The sequence below is a fragment of the Embleya sp. NPDC005971 genome (genome assembly GCF_040629175.1).
Classification (GTDB): Bacteria; Actinomycetota; Actinomycetes; order Streptomycetales; family Streptomycetaceae; genus Embleya.
The window spans coordinates 69,882-83,652 of record NZ_JBEXUX010000032.1 but is presented as its reverse complement, the minus strand read 5'-3'; the positions used below and the strand labels follow the sequence as shown (position 1 = coordinate 83,652).

The following is a 13,771-nucleotide window of genomic DNA, read 5'->3' as shown; positions in this document are numbered from 1 at the left end:
GCGACAGCGCACGCGCGGCCGCGGACCGACGTCCCGGGGTGGGCGGCGGTCGTCCTGCGAGGTATGTGGGGAGTACGGGTGTGCGCGTCGAGGTCTCGGGTCAACGCGGCTTCGAATGGCACGGACAGGTGCGGTGGCCGCGCGAGTGGCGATGGTTCACCGGGACCCGGCGGGCTCCGGCGTCCATCAGGCCGGCCCTGAAGAGTCCGTAGGTGACCCGGCGCAGCGCGGCCGATTCGAGTTCGTCGCGCAGCGGGCCGCTGCGCAGCACCGCGTCGCGACCCAGCAGGCCCTCGACGATGGCCAGGGCCCCGGCGGTGTCGCCGTGGTCCAGGCGTTCGCGGACGCCGGCGAGGGCGTGTGGACGGCGATGCGCCTCGTCGATGACCTGTAGGCACGGCAGCGGCGTGCCGGTCAGCGCGGCGAGCAGTTCCTCGCGGCGGATCTCGGCCGGGTCGTGGTCCAGCGGCGCCAGTACTCCGTCGACCAGACCGATCCGATGCCGGGCGCCCCGGCAGTCCACCACGTGCGGTCGGGCCGCCCGGTCCGCGACGCGCGCCGGGCCGGCCGCCGCCCGTTCCGGTGCCAGCGCCGCGGCGACCAGTGGGTGCAGCCGATCGACGTCGATCGAACCGGCGCGCAGCAGCGCCAGATCCGGCGCCACCCAGGTCGCCGCGTCCGGCAGGATCGGCATCCCGGGGGCGTCGCCGGCCGTCGTCGAACCGAGCCACAGCGGGCGCGGCCCGACGTCGTCGCCGTCGGCGGCCGGATCCAGCAACAGCCGATGTCGGCCGTCGAGCCGTATCCGGACGCTGCCGGCGGACCGCCCCTCGGCCCGGAGCACGATCCGCGCCTCGGCCGCCCAGCGGTCCACGGCGCAGCGGTGCGCGTAGGGCAGCGTGGCGAGCGGGTCCGAATCCGGATCCGGGTCACGGCCCGGGGCGCAACGGCCTTCGGTGGGCGGGCAGTCGGCTCCGGAGCGGACCCGCAGTTCGGCGCTCCTGCGGGCATCCCACAGGTGGCGGTGCAGGTCGAGCCGGAACCGCCGGTTGGGATGCGGGTGGGGGTAGGAGCGAGGCAGGGCCTCGGCCCGGTCGGGCGATCCGTCCCACAGTGCGAGGCTGATCCGCTGACCGGCGTCCGCCCACGCGGGCGGGGTCCTGACCACCAGGTACACCGGACTTCGGCCGGCCCGGCTCTCGTCCTCGACGTCGTACCGGGCCAGGGCGATGGTCAGCCCCGGTCGCAGCAATCCGTCGGGGGCGACCCTGGGCATGTGCCAACGCAGCAGATCCGGAGCCAAGTGCCGCAGGTCGTCGCGCAGTCGGGCCGCGAGGTCCCGGCCGTGCGTGCGTGCCACCGAACGTGGCCGTACGTCGATATCGATGCCTGCGGCGGCGCATGCCCCGGCCCAGTCGCCGGCATCTCGACGAGCGGTCGCAGTCTCGATCATGGAGGGCGGCACGGCGAACTCGCGCACGCGCAGCCAGAAGGAAGGTTTGGAATCCCTGTTCGCGATCCGAGTGAGCATCAGCACTCACCTTGCGCGGACGGGACCCCCATTTCGAAACGAGGAAGAGTGATCATCGCCGGAAAGCCTATCGCCCGCACCTGCGTTGCGCCAGGCACCCCCGGTGCGTCCGGGGTTCACCTCGCCCACCGCAGGGCGGTGTCGTAGTCGGCCGCGGCCAGGACGCGGTGGCGCAGGCGTTCGTGGAGGGTGTTGCGCAGGGTGAGGATGCGGGGAGCCGTGGAGCCGGGCAGGAGTGGGCCCCGATAGCGGTCGAGGAGGGTGTCGATGGGGGTGCCGGGGCTGGACAGCGCCCGGTCCAGGTCGAGGAAGTCGGCTTCGACGGGGCCGATCAGGCGATAGGGGTCGGAGGCCAGGCGGTGGCCCAGGATCGAGCGCAGTCGGGCGAGTTCGGCGCGGCTGGTGGCCGGGCGGCCGGTGGGGCCGTATACCGCGTCGGCGATGGCCCGGGCCGTCATTCCGCCCGGTTCGCTGAGCAGGGTGATGACGATCTCGGCGTGGCGCGGGGTGAGTTCGTGCGTGGTGCCGGCGATCTCCAGGCGGGCCCGACGCAGGCCCAGCGCGTGGAACCGCAGCGGGGCGGTGGTCAGGGCGCCGGCGCCGGCGTCCTCGGCGATCAGCAGGAACAGGCCGCCCGCGGCGAGGCGTTCGACCAGCACGGGCTGCCCGTCGGGGAGCAACATGCGACCCTCGGTCGGCGGTCCGGGCAGGTGCTGCGGGAGCCAACCGGGGGGATCCGAGCGCACGATGCGGCCCCGGGGGTCGGCGATCGCGCTGCGGGTGCCGAGTCGGCGGGCGATCCGCTCGGTGTAGCGGCTGCCGACCCGCACTTCCTCGCGCAGCCGGATGGACTCCAGTTCGGCCTGGGCCAGTCGGCGGGCGGTGTCCAGGAGGGGTATCGCCAGTGGTTGCCAGTGCTGTGCGGGGCAGGTGAAGTCGAGGGTGCCGAGGAGTTCGCCACTGGCCGGGTCGTGGATGGGCGTGGCGGTGCAGGTGTACGCGGTGGCCGCGGACAGGAAGTGCTCCGCGCCGAACACCTGGAACGGCCGGCCGGTCGCGAGCGTGGTGCCGACTCCGCTCGTGCCCGCCGCGTCCTCGCTCCACAGCGCCCCGGGCAGAAGGTGTACGCGCTCGGCCGAGCGCAGGGTGGCGCTGTCGCCCTGGACCCACAGCAGGTGCCCTCGCGCGTCGCTGAGGAACAGCAGTCGGCCGGGGTCGGCGGTGAGGCCGCCCAGCGAGCGGCGCAGCAGCGGCCAGATCGGGCGCAGCGGGTGTTCCTGGCGATACCGGGCCAGTTCGTCGTCGTCGAGGGTGACCGGCGGGAGATAGGCGTCCGGCGGCAGGCCGTGTCGGCGCGCGCGTGACCAGGAGGCCCGGATCGGGTCTCGTACGCCCCGCGCCGATCCACCGCCCAGGGCTCGATCGCGCACCTTCGGTCGTAACGCCATGTGGCCATCATGCCGGCGCCGGGTGAGCTTGCCCGGGCCGGCCGGGTAAGCGGAATCTGCAACGTTGTTGCAACCCCCCTCGGCGCTCTGGTGGAAGCGGTGCGCGCTCGCCCAGACTGCGGTGGCGCGGGTCGGCGACTCGGCGGCCGAGAGTGAAGGAGAGACGGTGCCCTATCTGGAGTTGTCCGACGCCGTTCCGCTGTACTACGAGGAGTACGGCGCGGGCCGGCCGGTGGTGTTGCTGCACGGCTGGACCATGAACGGCACCTTCTGGGCGGGCAATATCGCCGCCCTGGCGGCGGAGCACCGGGTGATCGCCGTCGACTTTCGCGGGCACGGGCGGTCGGGGAAGACGCCCGAGGGGCACTCGTTGGCGCAATATGCCCGTGATGTGCGGGAGTTGATGCGGGCGTTGGATCTGTCCGAGTCGACGCTGGTGGGCTGGTCCATGGGCACCTCGGTGATCCTGTCCTATATCCGGCAGTTCGGCTGCGACGGACTGCGCGGCGCGGTGTTCGTCGATCAGTCGCCGCGCTTCATGGACGCTCCGGGCTGGGAGTTCGCGTTGCAGGGTGGCTATTCGGCCGCGGATCTGGCGGTGTTCGCGCAGACGGTCCGATACGCCCGGCCGCTGGCGATCAAGCCGTTCATCCAGGCGTGCTTCGCCGAAGCGCCGGCGGCGGAGGCGGTGGACGCGGCGTATGCGGAGACCACCCAGACGCACACCTCCTCCGCGTTGGAGGTGTGGATGGACATGGCGCATTCCGATTGGCGGTCCGTGCTGCCCGAGGTGAAGGTGCCGACCCTGCTCGTCTACGGTGAGCGCAGTCGGATCTTCCCCGGAGACCTGGCGGGATGGCTGGCCGGGGTTTTGCCCGACGCACGGGTGGCGAGGTTCTCTGCGAGCGGGCATGTGCCCTTCGTTGAGGAACGCGAGCAATTCGACGCCGTCGTCACGGATTTCCTCCGCCACTGACCTCCCGGGGCAGTGCGGAGGAAGCTGCGGGACCGCCCGGCGGGTATCCCCGCCTCGCCCGATTCGGGCGGCCCGCGACCCGCGATTTCGCGCGTCGACAGTCGGGAAGGCCGATGATTGTGATGCCTGACCAGACACCGGGTGGCAGTCCTCACGGCGGCTGCCCGGCGGACGCGCGAGCGGCGGTCGTACGGACATCGGAGACGCGGACGTCAGGCACACGGGGGCCGGACGTACGGGGACCGAGCGTGCGACCGCCGGCGTGGGTGCCTGCGGCCAGGGCGCCGGCGCCGACGGAGGCGACTCCGCCGGCGCCGGCGCCCCGGTCCCGGTTTTCCGCGTTGCGGACCGATCTGCCGCATCCCGCGCGGATGTACGACCACTACCTCAACGGCAAGAACAACCTCCCGATCGACCGCGCCGCCGCGGCGGACGTGCTCGCCCTGGCGCCGGAGGTCCGGCAGATGGCGTTCGCGAATCGGGCGTTCCTGCGCCGCGCGGTGTCGTTCGCGGCCGGGTGTGGGATCCGTCAGTTCCTCGACATCGGGGTGGGGCTGCCGGCCGCCGGCGACACCTACGAGTGCGCGGTGCTCGCGACCGAGGAGGCGCGGGCGGTGTACGTCGACAACGATCCGCTGGTGCTCGCGCACGCCCGCGCGTTATCCACGCGGCCCGGGCGGGTGCGCGTGGTGGAGGCCGATCTTCGTGATCCCGGCGCGCTGTTGCAGCGGGCGGGCGGTCGGTCCGGGTTGGACTTTCGCCGGCCGGTGGCGGTGGTGCTGGCCGCGGTCCTGCACTATCTGTCGGACGCGGACGATCCGCGGTCCGTGGTGGGCGAGTTGATGGCGGCCATGGTGCCCGGGAGCGCGCTGCTGCTCTCGCACCTGGCCGCCGATCTGCGTCCGGAGGCGGCCCGGGCCACCGCCGAGACGTATCGGCATTCGGCCGCCCCGCTGTTCCCGCGCCCCCTCCCGGAGGTATGCGCGCTGTTCACGGGGTTGAGCCTGGTGAACCCCGGGGTGGTCCCGGTCGCCTCCTGGCGGGCCGACCGCCTGCCGCGTCCGCACGCGGACCGCCAGTGGATGTACGCGGGGGTCGGCCGCAAGTAGGCGGACGACCCGGCGGTGGCGGACGCGAACTCCCCCTTGGCGGTGGCGGGTGTTCAGGGGTGGCGGTGCGGGCGTTCGTGCTGCGCCCGCCAGGCGGGCGTGGCCACTCCGGACATGACGATCATCACGATGTCCTCGGCGAGGCTGTCGGTGATCGGGAGGTGGCCGAAGAGCGCTCGATAGTAGGTGGTCGAGGCCAGGAGGTCGAGGAGCAGGTCGAGGTCGGTGTCGGCGCGGATGTCGCCGCGGTCGATGCCGCGGCGCAGCGCGGCGGCGGTGGCGGCGCGGCGGGGCTCGAACAGGCGGGTGAAGAAGGTCTCGGCCAGGGCCGGGTCGGCGGCGATGTCGGCGACCAGGGCGGGCCACACCCGGCGGGTGCCGGGGCCCGCGAACGCGGTGGTGAGCGTGGCGATGCCGGCGATGAGGTCGCAGTGGGTGCAGCCGGTGTCCGGGGTGGGGGCTTCGCCCATGGCGGCCACGAGGGCGTCGACGACGAGGTGGCGACGTGACGCCCAGCGGCGGCGGATGGCCGGTTTGGTGGTGCCGGCGCGTGCGGCGACGGCCTCCATCGTGAAGTCGGCGTAGCCGCCTTCCTGGAGCAGTCGCATGGTCGCGGCCAGCACCGCCTCGTCGATGCGGTGGTCGCGGGGACGGCCCCGACCGGTGGGGATCAGTCGCGTATCGGAGCTGGCCATGGTCACGAGTATAGATCGGGTCTAATATCGTTCCGTTCCGGAACGGAACATAAAACGACGAAGACCTGGGAGCCGACCTTGCCAGCCGAACGGCAGCGCGAACTCGAACCGACCGTCGACGCGACGAAGGCCGACGGCACGCCTCGGCCGGATCCGATGGGCGCTCCGCCCGCCCCGTCGGGAACCGATACCGCCGCGCCGGCATCCGCCGGTGCCGTCGGGCCGGTGGACGGCGCCGATGCGACCGACCGTGCGGGGGTGTGGGACCACGGGCATCGGGCGCTCTCGGCGGGAGTGTTGATCTCGGTGGGGCTCGTGGCGTTCGAGGCCATGGGGGTGGTCGCGATCATGCCGCGCATCGCACGGCGGCTCGGCGGGCTGGAATCGTACGGCTGGGGTCTGTCCGCGCTGATGCTCGCGAGCATCCTGGGCGCGGTCGCGGCCGGTACGGCCGGTGACCGGATCGGGCCGCGTCGACCGCTCGCGGTGGCCCTGGGGTTGTTGGCGGCGGGGTGTGTGCTCGCCGGCGTGGCGCCCACGTGGTGGGTGTTCGTGGCCGGGCGGTTCGTCCAGGGGCTGGGCGTCGGGGCGATCATGGGGTTGGCGTATCTGGTGATCGGTCGGGCCTACCCGGCACATCTGCAAGCCCGCATGGTCGCGCTCACCTCGTCGGCGTGGACGCTGCCGGCGCTGATCGGGCCGGTCGTGGCGGGCACCCTCGCCGATCGACTGTCGTGGCGTTGGTTGTTCCTGCTGTTGCCGATTCCGATCGTGCTCGCGGGCCTGCTGACGCTGCCCGCGCTCCGTACGCTCGCCGGTTCGGGCGCTTCGGGTGCTTCGGGCGGCTCCGGTGCTTCGCGCCGCTCCCGTGCTTCGGGTGCGAGGGGCCTGCGGCGGCTTCCGGATCCGGTGTCGAGTCTCGTGCTCGCGCTGGGGACCGGGTTGATGATCGTGGCGTTCGAGTTCGGGTCGGCGGTGTCGATGGTGCTGCTCGCGTCGGTCGGCGCGGTCGTCGCCGTGCTCGCCTATGCGGCCCTGACCCCCGCCGGCACCACCCGTGCCCGACGCGGGCTGCCGGCCGGGGTCGCGATGCGCTGGCTGCTCGCGGGGGCCTACTTCGGCGCGGACACCTTCCTGCCGCTGGGGCTGACCGAGCTGCGCGGGTTGAGCACCGTCGAGGCGGGACTGGGACTCTCGGCGGGCGCGCTGACCTGGGTGGCGGGCTCCGCGCTCCAGGCACGCTGGGACGATCGCCACGGCGCGCGGCTTCGCCCGACGCACGGCGCGCTCGGCAGCGCCGTGTTGTTCCTCGGCATCGCGATCCTGGCCGGCGCCGTACTGATCGACGCCGTGCCCCCGTCGGTGGCGGTGGCGGGCTGGGCGATCGGCGGACTCGGGATGGGCATCGCGTACAACGCCGCCTCCGCGGCGGTCCTCGCCCAGGCGCCGCCCGAGGAACAGGGCCGTACCGGCGCGGCGCTCCAGTTGTCCCAGACCTTCGCCGTCGCCGTGCTCAGCGGCCTCGGTGGTGGCGCGCTCGCCCTGACGCACGACCACGGCGCGGGGATGGGAACCGCGCTGGGCGTGACCTTCGGGCTGACCGCGTTGCTTGCCTTGGTGGCCGCGCTGGTGTCGGGCCGGATCAAGGCGCCGGCCGGCGGATGAGGGGAGGCGGATCGGGGCTGCCGCCGCGCCGAACCGGGTTGCCGTTCGGGCGACTTCGTCATCGACCGGCCGACCCGGTCCGACGCGGCGGCGGGGCTCAGCGGGCCGGGAGGTCGAAGCTCCAGCCCTTGGCGTGGTACTCGGTGATCAGGCGGTCCACCGCGTCCACCGTCTGTTGGCGGTCGCCGCCCGCGTCGTGCAGGGTGACCACGCCGGTCGGGGTGATGCCGTCGCGGAGGCGTTGCAGGAGCACGTCCACGCCGGGCAGTTCCCAGTCGCCGGGCATCAGCGTCCAACTCAGCGGGCGCAGGCCCAGGTTCGCGGCGACGGCGGGCGACTGGCCCCAATTGCCGTACGGCGCACGGAAGTAGGGGATCTCGACGCCCGGAACGGCGGTCCGGATCCGGGCGTTGGTCTGCTGGATGTCCGCGTCGATGTCCGCCGGGGAAACGGTGGTCAGGTCGCGATGACGGTAGGTGTGGTTGCACAGGGTGTGGCCGTCGGCGACGATCGCGCGGACCGTCGCCTCCTGCCATTCGACCTGCTCGCCGACGACGCAGAACACCGCCTTGACCTGGTGCTTCTTGAGCACCTGCAGCAATTGCGGGGTGAATTGCGGACTCGGCCCGTCGTCGAAGGTGAGCGCGACCCGGTTGCCGGGCCGGGCGGTGGTGGTGATCAGGGCCGGGCTCACCGGGCCGGCGACGGGAGCGGTGGCCGCCGCGGCCAACCCGGTGGTCGGCGTCGGCGCGGCCGTGGCGGCGGGCGACGCGCTCCAGGCCGTGGCGACGCAGACCAGGGCGGCGACCAGGGCGACCGGACGGCGGCGGCGCGGGCGGGACCGAAGGCGGGTGGTGCGAGTGGGTGTCATCGGGGTGGTTCCTTTCGGCGGAGCGTTGGTCGTGGTGCCGTGGAACAACCGGGGTCGTGGCGCGGCGGACTCCGGGGCCGGGAAGGGCTTCGCCGTCGGCGTTCGGTCATACCGGGGAGGCATTCGATATCGGCCGTACATCTTTTGGACTTTCGGCCGACACGTATTGCACCATCACCCGAGGCAGGTCGAATGGTTTATCGCCTGCAGGTACTGCCGCCTCGCCCACGATTGCGCGCGGAACATCGACTCGGCGCTGCGGACCTCGATCCGAGAATGAACCGTTCGTAAACGGAACCTCGCCGGAATGCGCACACAGCGGAGCCTTTCGGTTCTGTCGCCACCGGTCTAGACCTATGTTAGCCATCCGTGATTCACAGATGACCGTGTGGAATCACACCAGCTCACACGCTTGACCGGATGATCCGATCTCGATCATAATCGTGCACGACCACAACCAATCGATCAGCGAAGCGGTGAAGCAGGAACGTTTCCTCGCCTGTCCGACGCAAGCCTCGGCGCCTGGGGAATCGGTGGACCCTCGCAGATCCCACGGAAATCAAGCCATGCCTTGAATATCGAGCCAAGGCATCATCGACCACGGCACACCCGACAAGTCCGCGGCGGGGAATCGGCCCGGGAAAAGGCCCCGCCTCCCGACCACGAAGTGGCGGGGAGGCGAGGCCGCGGGAATACGTATTACCGGGCGCGGGCAAACCGCGCCGGCTCCCCCGTCCTGCCGTGGGTCAGATGCCGAAGGGGGCCGCGTAGTGCACGGTGCCGCCGGGCAGCGGGTGGTCGGCGTCGAAGGCGAGGGCCATCAGGGACTCGTCCGGGACCTCGATGGTGAGGCCGATGCCGTGGGCCGAGGCGCGGGTGAAACCGAACCTCGGGTAGTACGCCGGGTGCCCCAGGACGACGACGTGGTGCTCGCCCAGGTCCTCGGCCGCCCGCAGGGCGGCCCGAACGGCGGTCGAGCCGACGCCGGTGCCCTGGTACTCGGGCAGCACCGCGACGGGTGCCAGGGCCAGGGCCGGCACATCGTCGATGTGACAACGCGTCAGCAACGCGTGCCCGATGGGCCGGTCGTTCGCGTCGGTGGCGACGATGGACAGGCCCGGGATCCAGGACGGGTCCACGCGCAACGCGTCGACGAGATCGGCCTCGGCGGGCGTCTCGAAGGCGCGGGCGTGGATGGTGTGCACGGTCGGAATGTCGGCGTCGGTCTCGACGCGCGTGAACCGGGTGTCGCTCATGATGGATGGTCGTCCGTTTCGATGGTTCGGATCGGCGGCCGCCCTGCGAGCTCACGCTCAGGCGAGGGCGGGAATCACAACGAGGTCAGGCCACGGCCCGGGACGTGAGGGTGATCCGGGCACTGCACACGGCTGTGGCCTTGCGCGCGGTCATCAACCCCACCTCCTCGTATGTCTCGATCCGAACCGAACACGAACAGGGACGAGTCTAGCGGGCCTGGTCCGCCGCCGGGCGCGATCGCATCGCGTGTGCGACGCGATCGCGCCCGGCGTCCGGATGGCTCACCTGGTGAAGATCTTGTTGCTGGTGCCGTTGTCGATGATGTCGGGCTTGCTGCCGTCGGCCTTGACGCCGTACATCAGCAGGTGGTTCGAGCCGGTCACGGTGATCTTGTCGGCCCACGCCACCTCGACGGTGTGGTCGGCACCCGAGATCGTCATCTCGCGGCAGAAGCCGGTCAGGGTGACGTTGATCTCGTTGCCCTCGATCCGCACGTCCTTGCCGGTGCAGTCGGCGGTCGGCTGGGCGCCGGTCCCGGAGATGACCAGCGCGTCGCGGTGCGTGTTCGGCGCCGCCGGCGTGGTCTGCGGCGTCGTGGCCTTGCCCGTCTTGGGCGCGCCGGTGGCCGAGGTCGACGGCGGCCCGCTCGCGGCGGCCGGCACCGATGCGTCCGTGCCACTCCCGGGGGCGGCCGGGGCGGCCGAAGGCGCCGAGGAGCTGCTCTTCTTCTCGACGCCGGCCTCGCAGGCGGTGGTGCCGATCGCGACGGTCGCGGTGATCAGGATCGCGGGCAGTACGGTACGGATACGCATTTCGAGTCTCTCCCCCAGTTTCGCCAGGCCGCTTCGGCCTGTGCCCTCCACGCTAGGGACCGCGTGTCGCGCCGGTGTGGCAGGCATCTACCGGCTCTGCGACATCACCGACACGGTCACGAGGTGGGCAGCCGCAACCGCACGACGGTGCCCGACTCGGGCATGCTGCGCAGTTCGGTACGACCCCCGTGGCGATGCACGACCGCCTGCACCAGGGCCAGGCCCAGCCCGCTGCCCGGCGTCCCACGTGCGTCGCTTCCGCGTACCAACTCCTCCCAGACCGTGGGGAGTTCGTCGGCCCGGATGCCGCGTCCGGTGTCCGCGACCTCGACCACCACATAGCCGTCCTCGGCGAACGCGCGCAGTTCGATCGCGCAGCCCGGGTCGCTGTACTTGACCGCGTTGCCGACCAGGTTCTCCAGGGCCAGCTCCAGCAGGTCCGGGTCGCCGGCGAGGGTGGGCAGCGGCCAGGGCACGCGGGGTACCGAGACGCTGATCCGCCGGTCCGCGCCGCCCGGCAGATCCCGACCGGTCTCGCCGGCGGCGTCCAGCAGCACCGCGACGTCCACCGCGACGCGTTCCAGCGGGCGTGATTCGATGTCGGCGAGCTTGCGCAGGTCGCCGGTGATCCGGGCCAGCCGGGCCACCTGTTCCCCCACGCCGGCCAGCGGGCCGTCCGGGTCCGAATCGGCGCCGCCGGCGGCCAGGTTGGCCAGGCCCAGGCGCATCGCGGTCAACGGGTTCTTCAGTTCGTGGTCGAGTCGGCGCAGGAAACGGTGGTGCTCGGCCGCCGCCTCGGCCCGGGCCCGCTCTGCGGCTCGGGTGATGCGTTCGCGTACGTCGATCACCACCACGACCGCGCCGGCCGCAAGCAGACCGAGCACGAGCACGCCCAGGACCGGGGCGAAGCGCACGTAGACCCGCCGGTCGTCGCCGAACACGGCGGCGGCCACCAGCGCGGCGACGAAGGCCGCGACCACCGCCGCCGTCAGGCCGATCCGACGCCGGCGGCTCATTCGGCGGCCTCGACGCGCGGCACGAAGCGGTAGCCCTCGCCGGTGACCGTCTCGATCCAGCGGGGCGCGCCGGAGTCGTCGCCGAGCACCCGGCGCAGCTCCGCGACACGGTTGTCCACCGCCCGGGTGGTGCTCGCCGACTCCCAGCCCCACAGCACCTCCATCAACCGCTCCCGGGAGAGCAGTTCGTCGGGGTGGGTGACCAGGTAGTCGAGCAGCGCGCCGGCCTTCGGGGTGAGTGTCAACTCGCGATCGCCCAGCCACGCGCGGCGCGCGGTACGGTCCACCCGAAGCGTCCCGGCCCGCACCACCCGGGCGCCGGCCAGCGGTGGCAGGCCGCGGCCCGAGCGGCGCAACAACGCGCGCATCCGGGCCACGAGTTCGTACGGGTCGAAAGGCTTGTTGAGGTAGTCGTCCGCGCCTTCCTCCAGAGCCATCGCCCGCTCCGTCGACTCGCCGACCTGGGTGAGCAGGATGACCGGGATCCAGGCTCCCGAGCGCCGGATCCGGCGCAGCACCTCGCGCCCGTCCAGCAACGGCATGAGCACGTCGAGCACGATCAGATCCGGTATCGGCTCGGCGCTGCCGGCGGCGAGCGCCGCCGCGCCGTCGTGCACGATCCGTACGTCGAACCCGGAACGCTCCAGCAGCGGCCCCAGTTGTGCGGTGATGGCGACGTCGTCGTCCGCCAGCAGCACCGCGGGCCGCCTCGCCTCGTCCATGGACACCCGTGCCCCACCCCCGTCGGTCCGGGACGAGGATAGGGGAGGCGGAGGCGTCCCCGGGCGGGAAACGTCCCGCCCCGGGACCGGACGCGCCTCAGCCGTTCGCCGCGCGTGCCTCGATGGCCTCGATCAGGCTCTTCGGGCGCATGTCCGTCCACGATTGTTCGATGTAGTCGAGGCATTCCCCGCGGCTCGCCTCGCCGAAGGCGACCGTCCACCCGACCGGCAGCACGGCGAAGACCGGCCACAGCGAGTGTTGTCCCTCCTCGTTGACCAGCACCAGGAACCTCGCCTCGGTGTCATCGAAGGGATTCGTCATCGTGTCGTCCGTTCTCTCGGGAATCGGCGACGGCTCGGGGTCGGCCGCGCCTGCCGGCTCGATGGTGCTGCGGACCACTGTGGCCGACCCGTCCGGGCGGCATCAAGGGCGCGCGCCCGTCGACCTTTCGGATGCCGCCGCCGCGACCGGGCAGCGCCGCGCCGCTCCGGACGGCGTGCCAAATCGCCGCGTGGCAGCGGGCGTTGCGCGGATACCATGGTCGATCGCGGCGAGCCGGCCGGTTCGACGCCCGCCACGGTCGGGACACGTACGCTCGGGCCGGCGCGGCCCGGGAGCGGGATCCCGTTCCCGATGTCGAACGGAACTCAGCGACCATGCCCTACCTGTACGCCAATGGCATCCGTCTTTCCTACGAGCGCTCCGGCAGCGGGGAAAGTGTTCTTCTGATCATGGGTTCGGGGGCCGCGGGTCGGGTCTGGACCATGCATCAGACACCCGCGTTGCATCGTGCCGGCTTCGAGACGATCGTCTTCGACAATCGGGGCATCGCGCCCTCGGACGTGCCACCGGGGAAATATTCGCTCGCCCAGATGGTGGCCGACACCAAGGGCCTGATCGACGCGTTGGATCTGGCTCCGTGCCGTCTCGTCGGGCTCTCCCTGGGCGCCCTGATCGCCCAGGAACTCGCGGTGCGCCACCCGGAGTCGGTGCACAGCGCGGTGCTCGTCGCCACCCGGTCCCGGGCCGACGCCCTGCGGCGCGCGCAGACCCTCGCGGACCGGGCCCAGACCCGGGCCGATGCGCCCGTGCCGGCCTCCTATCGCGCGTTGAACACCGCGCTGCTGATGTTGTCACCGACCACGCTGAACGACGACGACTCGGCCGCGACCTGGCTGGAGGTCTTCGAGTTGGCCGGCGACCCGGACGGCTCGGGTGGCCAGGCGTGGGTGGACCTGGACATGGATCGGCGGGAGGAGCTGCGCCGGATCACCGTGCCGTGTCGAGTGGTGGCGTTCGCCGACGACCTGGTGGCTCCCGTGCATCTGGCCGCCGAGGTGGCCGACGCGATCCCGAACTGCGACCTGGTCACGATCGCGAACGCCGGCCATCTGGGCCACCTGGAACGGCCCGAGGAGGTCAACGCGGCGATCGTCGAGTTCCTGCAGAAGTACTGAGCGGGATCGAGGCGTTCACCCGGTCGTCGGTGGGTCGCGCGGCGGCGGCCGGTGCGAGGGTCGGCGGCGACCGGAGACCGTGAACAACACGCCGAGCAACATGCCGCCGACGACGCAGACCACGACGCCGGCTCGGGTGTTCAGGAGGAAGGCCAGGACGATCGCGGTGGCGTAGAGCATGGGGGCGGTGACACGCACGGTGCGGTTCATG

At 72.1% G+C, this 13,771-nt stretch carries 14 protein-coding genes; 4 read left to right on the top strand and 10 right to left on the bottom strand.

What is annotated here, in order from left to right; all coding sequences use genetic code 11:
* Positions 1 to 100 precede the first annotated feature (100 nt).
* Both ABZ374_RS26510 and ABZ374_RS26505 read right to left on the bottom strand, forming a co-directional pair.
* Entirely contained in the window at positions 101 to 1,531 is a 1,431-nt protein-coding gene (locus ABZ374_RS26510) for a hypothetical protein (protein ID WP_360315242.1), read from the bottom strand.
* Between the two features lie 116 nt (positions 1,532 to 1,647).
* On the bottom strand, positions 1,648 to 2,979 hold the full coding sequence (locus ABZ374_RS26505) for a GAF domain-containing protein (RefSeq protein WP_360315240.1): 1,332 nt from the start codon (positions 2,977 to 2,979) through the stop codon (positions 1,648 to 1,650).
* A gap of 64 nt (positions 2,980 to 3,043) precedes the next feature.
* Between ABZ374_RS26505 and ABZ374_RS26500 the strand changes: the two genes are divergently transcribed.
* Entirely contained in the window at positions 3,044 to 3,955 is a 912-nt protein-coding gene (locus ABZ374_RS26500) for an alpha/beta hydrolase (RefSeq protein WP_360315238.1), read from the top strand.
* Between the two features lie 341 nt (positions 3,956 to 4,296).
* Complete coding sequence (locus ABZ374_RS26495) at positions 4,297 to 5,064, top strand: SAM-dependent methyltransferase (protein ID WP_360315236.1); 768 nt, start codon at positions 4,297 to 4,299, stop codon at positions 5,062 to 5,064.
* Between the two features lie 53 nt (positions 5,065 to 5,117).
* On the opposite strand, the gene ABZ374_RS26490 is transcribed toward ABZ374_RS26495, so the two are convergent.
* The gene (locus ABZ374_RS26490; protein WP_360315234.1) at positions 5,118 to 5,759 is read right to left on the bottom strand and encodes a TetR/AcrR family transcriptional regulator; all 642 of its coding nucleotides are present in this window, start codon (positions 5,757 to 5,759) and stop codon (positions 5,118 to 5,120) included.
* Between the two features lie 78 nt (positions 5,760 to 5,837).
* Here ABZ374_RS26490 and ABZ374_RS26485 point away from each other — a divergent pair, with 78 nt between their 5' ends.
* A complete protein-coding gene (locus tag ABZ374_RS26485) occupies positions 5,838 to 7,424 on the top strand; it encodes an MFS transporter (RefSeq protein ID WP_360315232.1) in 1,587 nt (528 codons plus the stop codon).
* A 97-nt stretch (positions 7,425 to 7,521) separates the two neighbouring features.
* Here ABZ374_RS26485 and ABZ374_RS26480 read toward each other — a convergent pair whose 3' ends face one another.
* The 6 genes from ABZ374_RS26480 to ABZ374_RS26455 all read right to left on the bottom strand — a co-directional run bounded on the left by ABZ374_RS26480 (position 7,522) and on the right by ABZ374_RS26455 (position 12,424).
* Positions 7,522 to 8,295, bottom strand: coding sequence for a polysaccharide deacetylase family protein (locus ABZ374_RS26480; RefSeq protein ID WP_360315230.1), 774 nt, complete (start codon positions 8,293 to 8,295; stop codon positions 7,522 to 7,524).
* A 746-nt stretch (positions 8,296 to 9,041) separates the two neighbouring features.
* Entirely contained in the window at positions 9,042 to 9,551 is a 510-nt protein-coding gene (locus ABZ374_RS26475; protein ID WP_360315228.1) for an N-acetyltransferase, read from the bottom strand.
* Between the two features lie 282 nt (positions 9,552 to 9,833).
* Positions 9,834 to 10,364 (bottom strand): DUF3060 domain-containing protein, encoded by a 531-nt coding sequence (locus tag ABZ374_RS26470; RefSeq protein ID WP_360315226.1) that lies wholly within the window; start codon positions 10,362 to 10,364, stop codon positions 9,834 to 9,836.
* A gap of 116 nt (positions 10,365 to 10,480) precedes the next feature.
* Entirely contained in the window at positions 10,481 to 11,380 is a 900-nt protein-coding gene (locus ABZ374_RS26465) for a HAMP domain-containing sensor histidine kinase (RefSeq protein ID WP_360315224.1), read from the bottom strand.
* Positions 11,377 to 12,102 carry a response regulator transcription factor gene (locus tag ABZ374_RS26460; protein WP_360315222.1) on the bottom strand — a complete coding sequence of 242 codons (726 nt, stop codon included), beginning with the start codon at positions 12,100 to 12,102 and terminating at the stop codon, positions 11,377 to 11,379. The genes ABZ374_RS26465 and ABZ374_RS26460 overlap by 4 nt, the downstream gene beginning before the upstream one ends.
* Positions 12,103 to 12,199: 97 nt before the next feature.
* Complete coding sequence (locus tag ABZ374_RS26455) at positions 12,200 to 12,424, bottom strand: MbtH family protein (RefSeq protein WP_360315220.1); 225 nt, start codon at positions 12,422 to 12,424, stop codon at positions 12,200 to 12,202.
* 335 nt (positions 12,425 to 12,759) lie between these two features.
* Here ABZ374_RS26455 and ABZ374_RS26450 point away from each other — a divergent pair, with 335 nt between their 5' ends.
* Entirely contained in the window at positions 12,760 to 13,560 is an 801-nt protein-coding gene (locus ABZ374_RS26450; protein ID WP_360315218.1) for an alpha/beta hydrolase, read from the top strand.
* 15 nt (positions 13,561 to 13,575) lie between these two features.
* Here the strand turns inward: ABZ374_RS26450 and ABZ374_RS26445 are convergent, their stop codons facing one another.
* Positions 13,576 to 13,770 carry a hypothetical protein gene (locus ABZ374_RS26445; protein ID WP_360315216.1) on the bottom strand — a complete coding sequence of 65 codons (195 nt, stop codon included), beginning with the start codon at positions 13,768 to 13,770 and terminating at the stop codon, positions 13,576 to 13,578.
* Position 13,771: the final 1 nt, after the last annotated feature.

Bases quoted from the DNA above. Each gene is read 5' to 3' on its own strand.
- ABZ374_RS26510 (WP_360315242.1), bottom strand. From the start codon at position 1,531: ATGCTCACTCGGATCGCGAACAGGGATTCCAAACCTTCCTTCTGGCTG.
- ABZ374_RS26505 (WP_360315240.1), bottom strand. From the start codon at position 2,979: ATGGCGTTACGACCGAAGGTGCGCGATCGAGCCCTGGGCGGTGGATCG.
- ABZ374_RS26490 (WP_360315234.1), bottom strand. From the start codon at position 5,759: ATGGCCAGCTCCGATACGCGACTGATCCCCACCGGTCGGGGCCGTCCC.
- ABZ374_RS26480 (WP_360315230.1), bottom strand. From the start codon at position 8,295: ATGACACCCACTCGCACCACCCGCCTTCGGTCCCGCCCGCGCCGCCGC.
- ABZ374_RS26475 (WP_360315228.1), bottom strand. From the start codon at position 9,551: ATGAGCGACACCCGGTTCACGCGCGTCGAGACCGACGCCGACATTCCG.
- ABZ374_RS26470 (WP_360315226.1), bottom strand. From the start codon at position 10,364: ATGCGTATCCGTACCGTACTGCCCGCGATCCTGATCACCGCGACCGTC.
- ABZ374_RS26465 (WP_360315224.1), bottom strand. From the start codon at position 11,380: ATGAGCCGCCGGCGTCGGATCGGCCTGACGGCGGCGGTGGTCGCGGCC.
- ABZ374_RS26460 (WP_360315222.1), bottom strand. From the start codon at position 12,102: ATGGACGAGGCGAGGCGGCCCGCGGTGCTGCTGGCGGACGACGACGTC.
- ABZ374_RS26455 (WP_360315220.1), bottom strand. From the start codon at position 12,424: ATGACGAATCCCTTCGATGACACCGAGGCGAGGTTCCTGGTGCTGGTC.
- ABZ374_RS26450 (WP_360315218.1), top strand. From the start codon at position 12,760: ATGCCCTACCTGTACGCCAATGGCATCCGTCTTTCCTACGAGCGCTCC.
- ABZ374_RS26445 (WP_360315216.1), bottom strand. From the start codon at position 13,770: ATGAACCGCACCGTGCGTGTCACCGCCCCCATGCTCTACGCCACCGCG.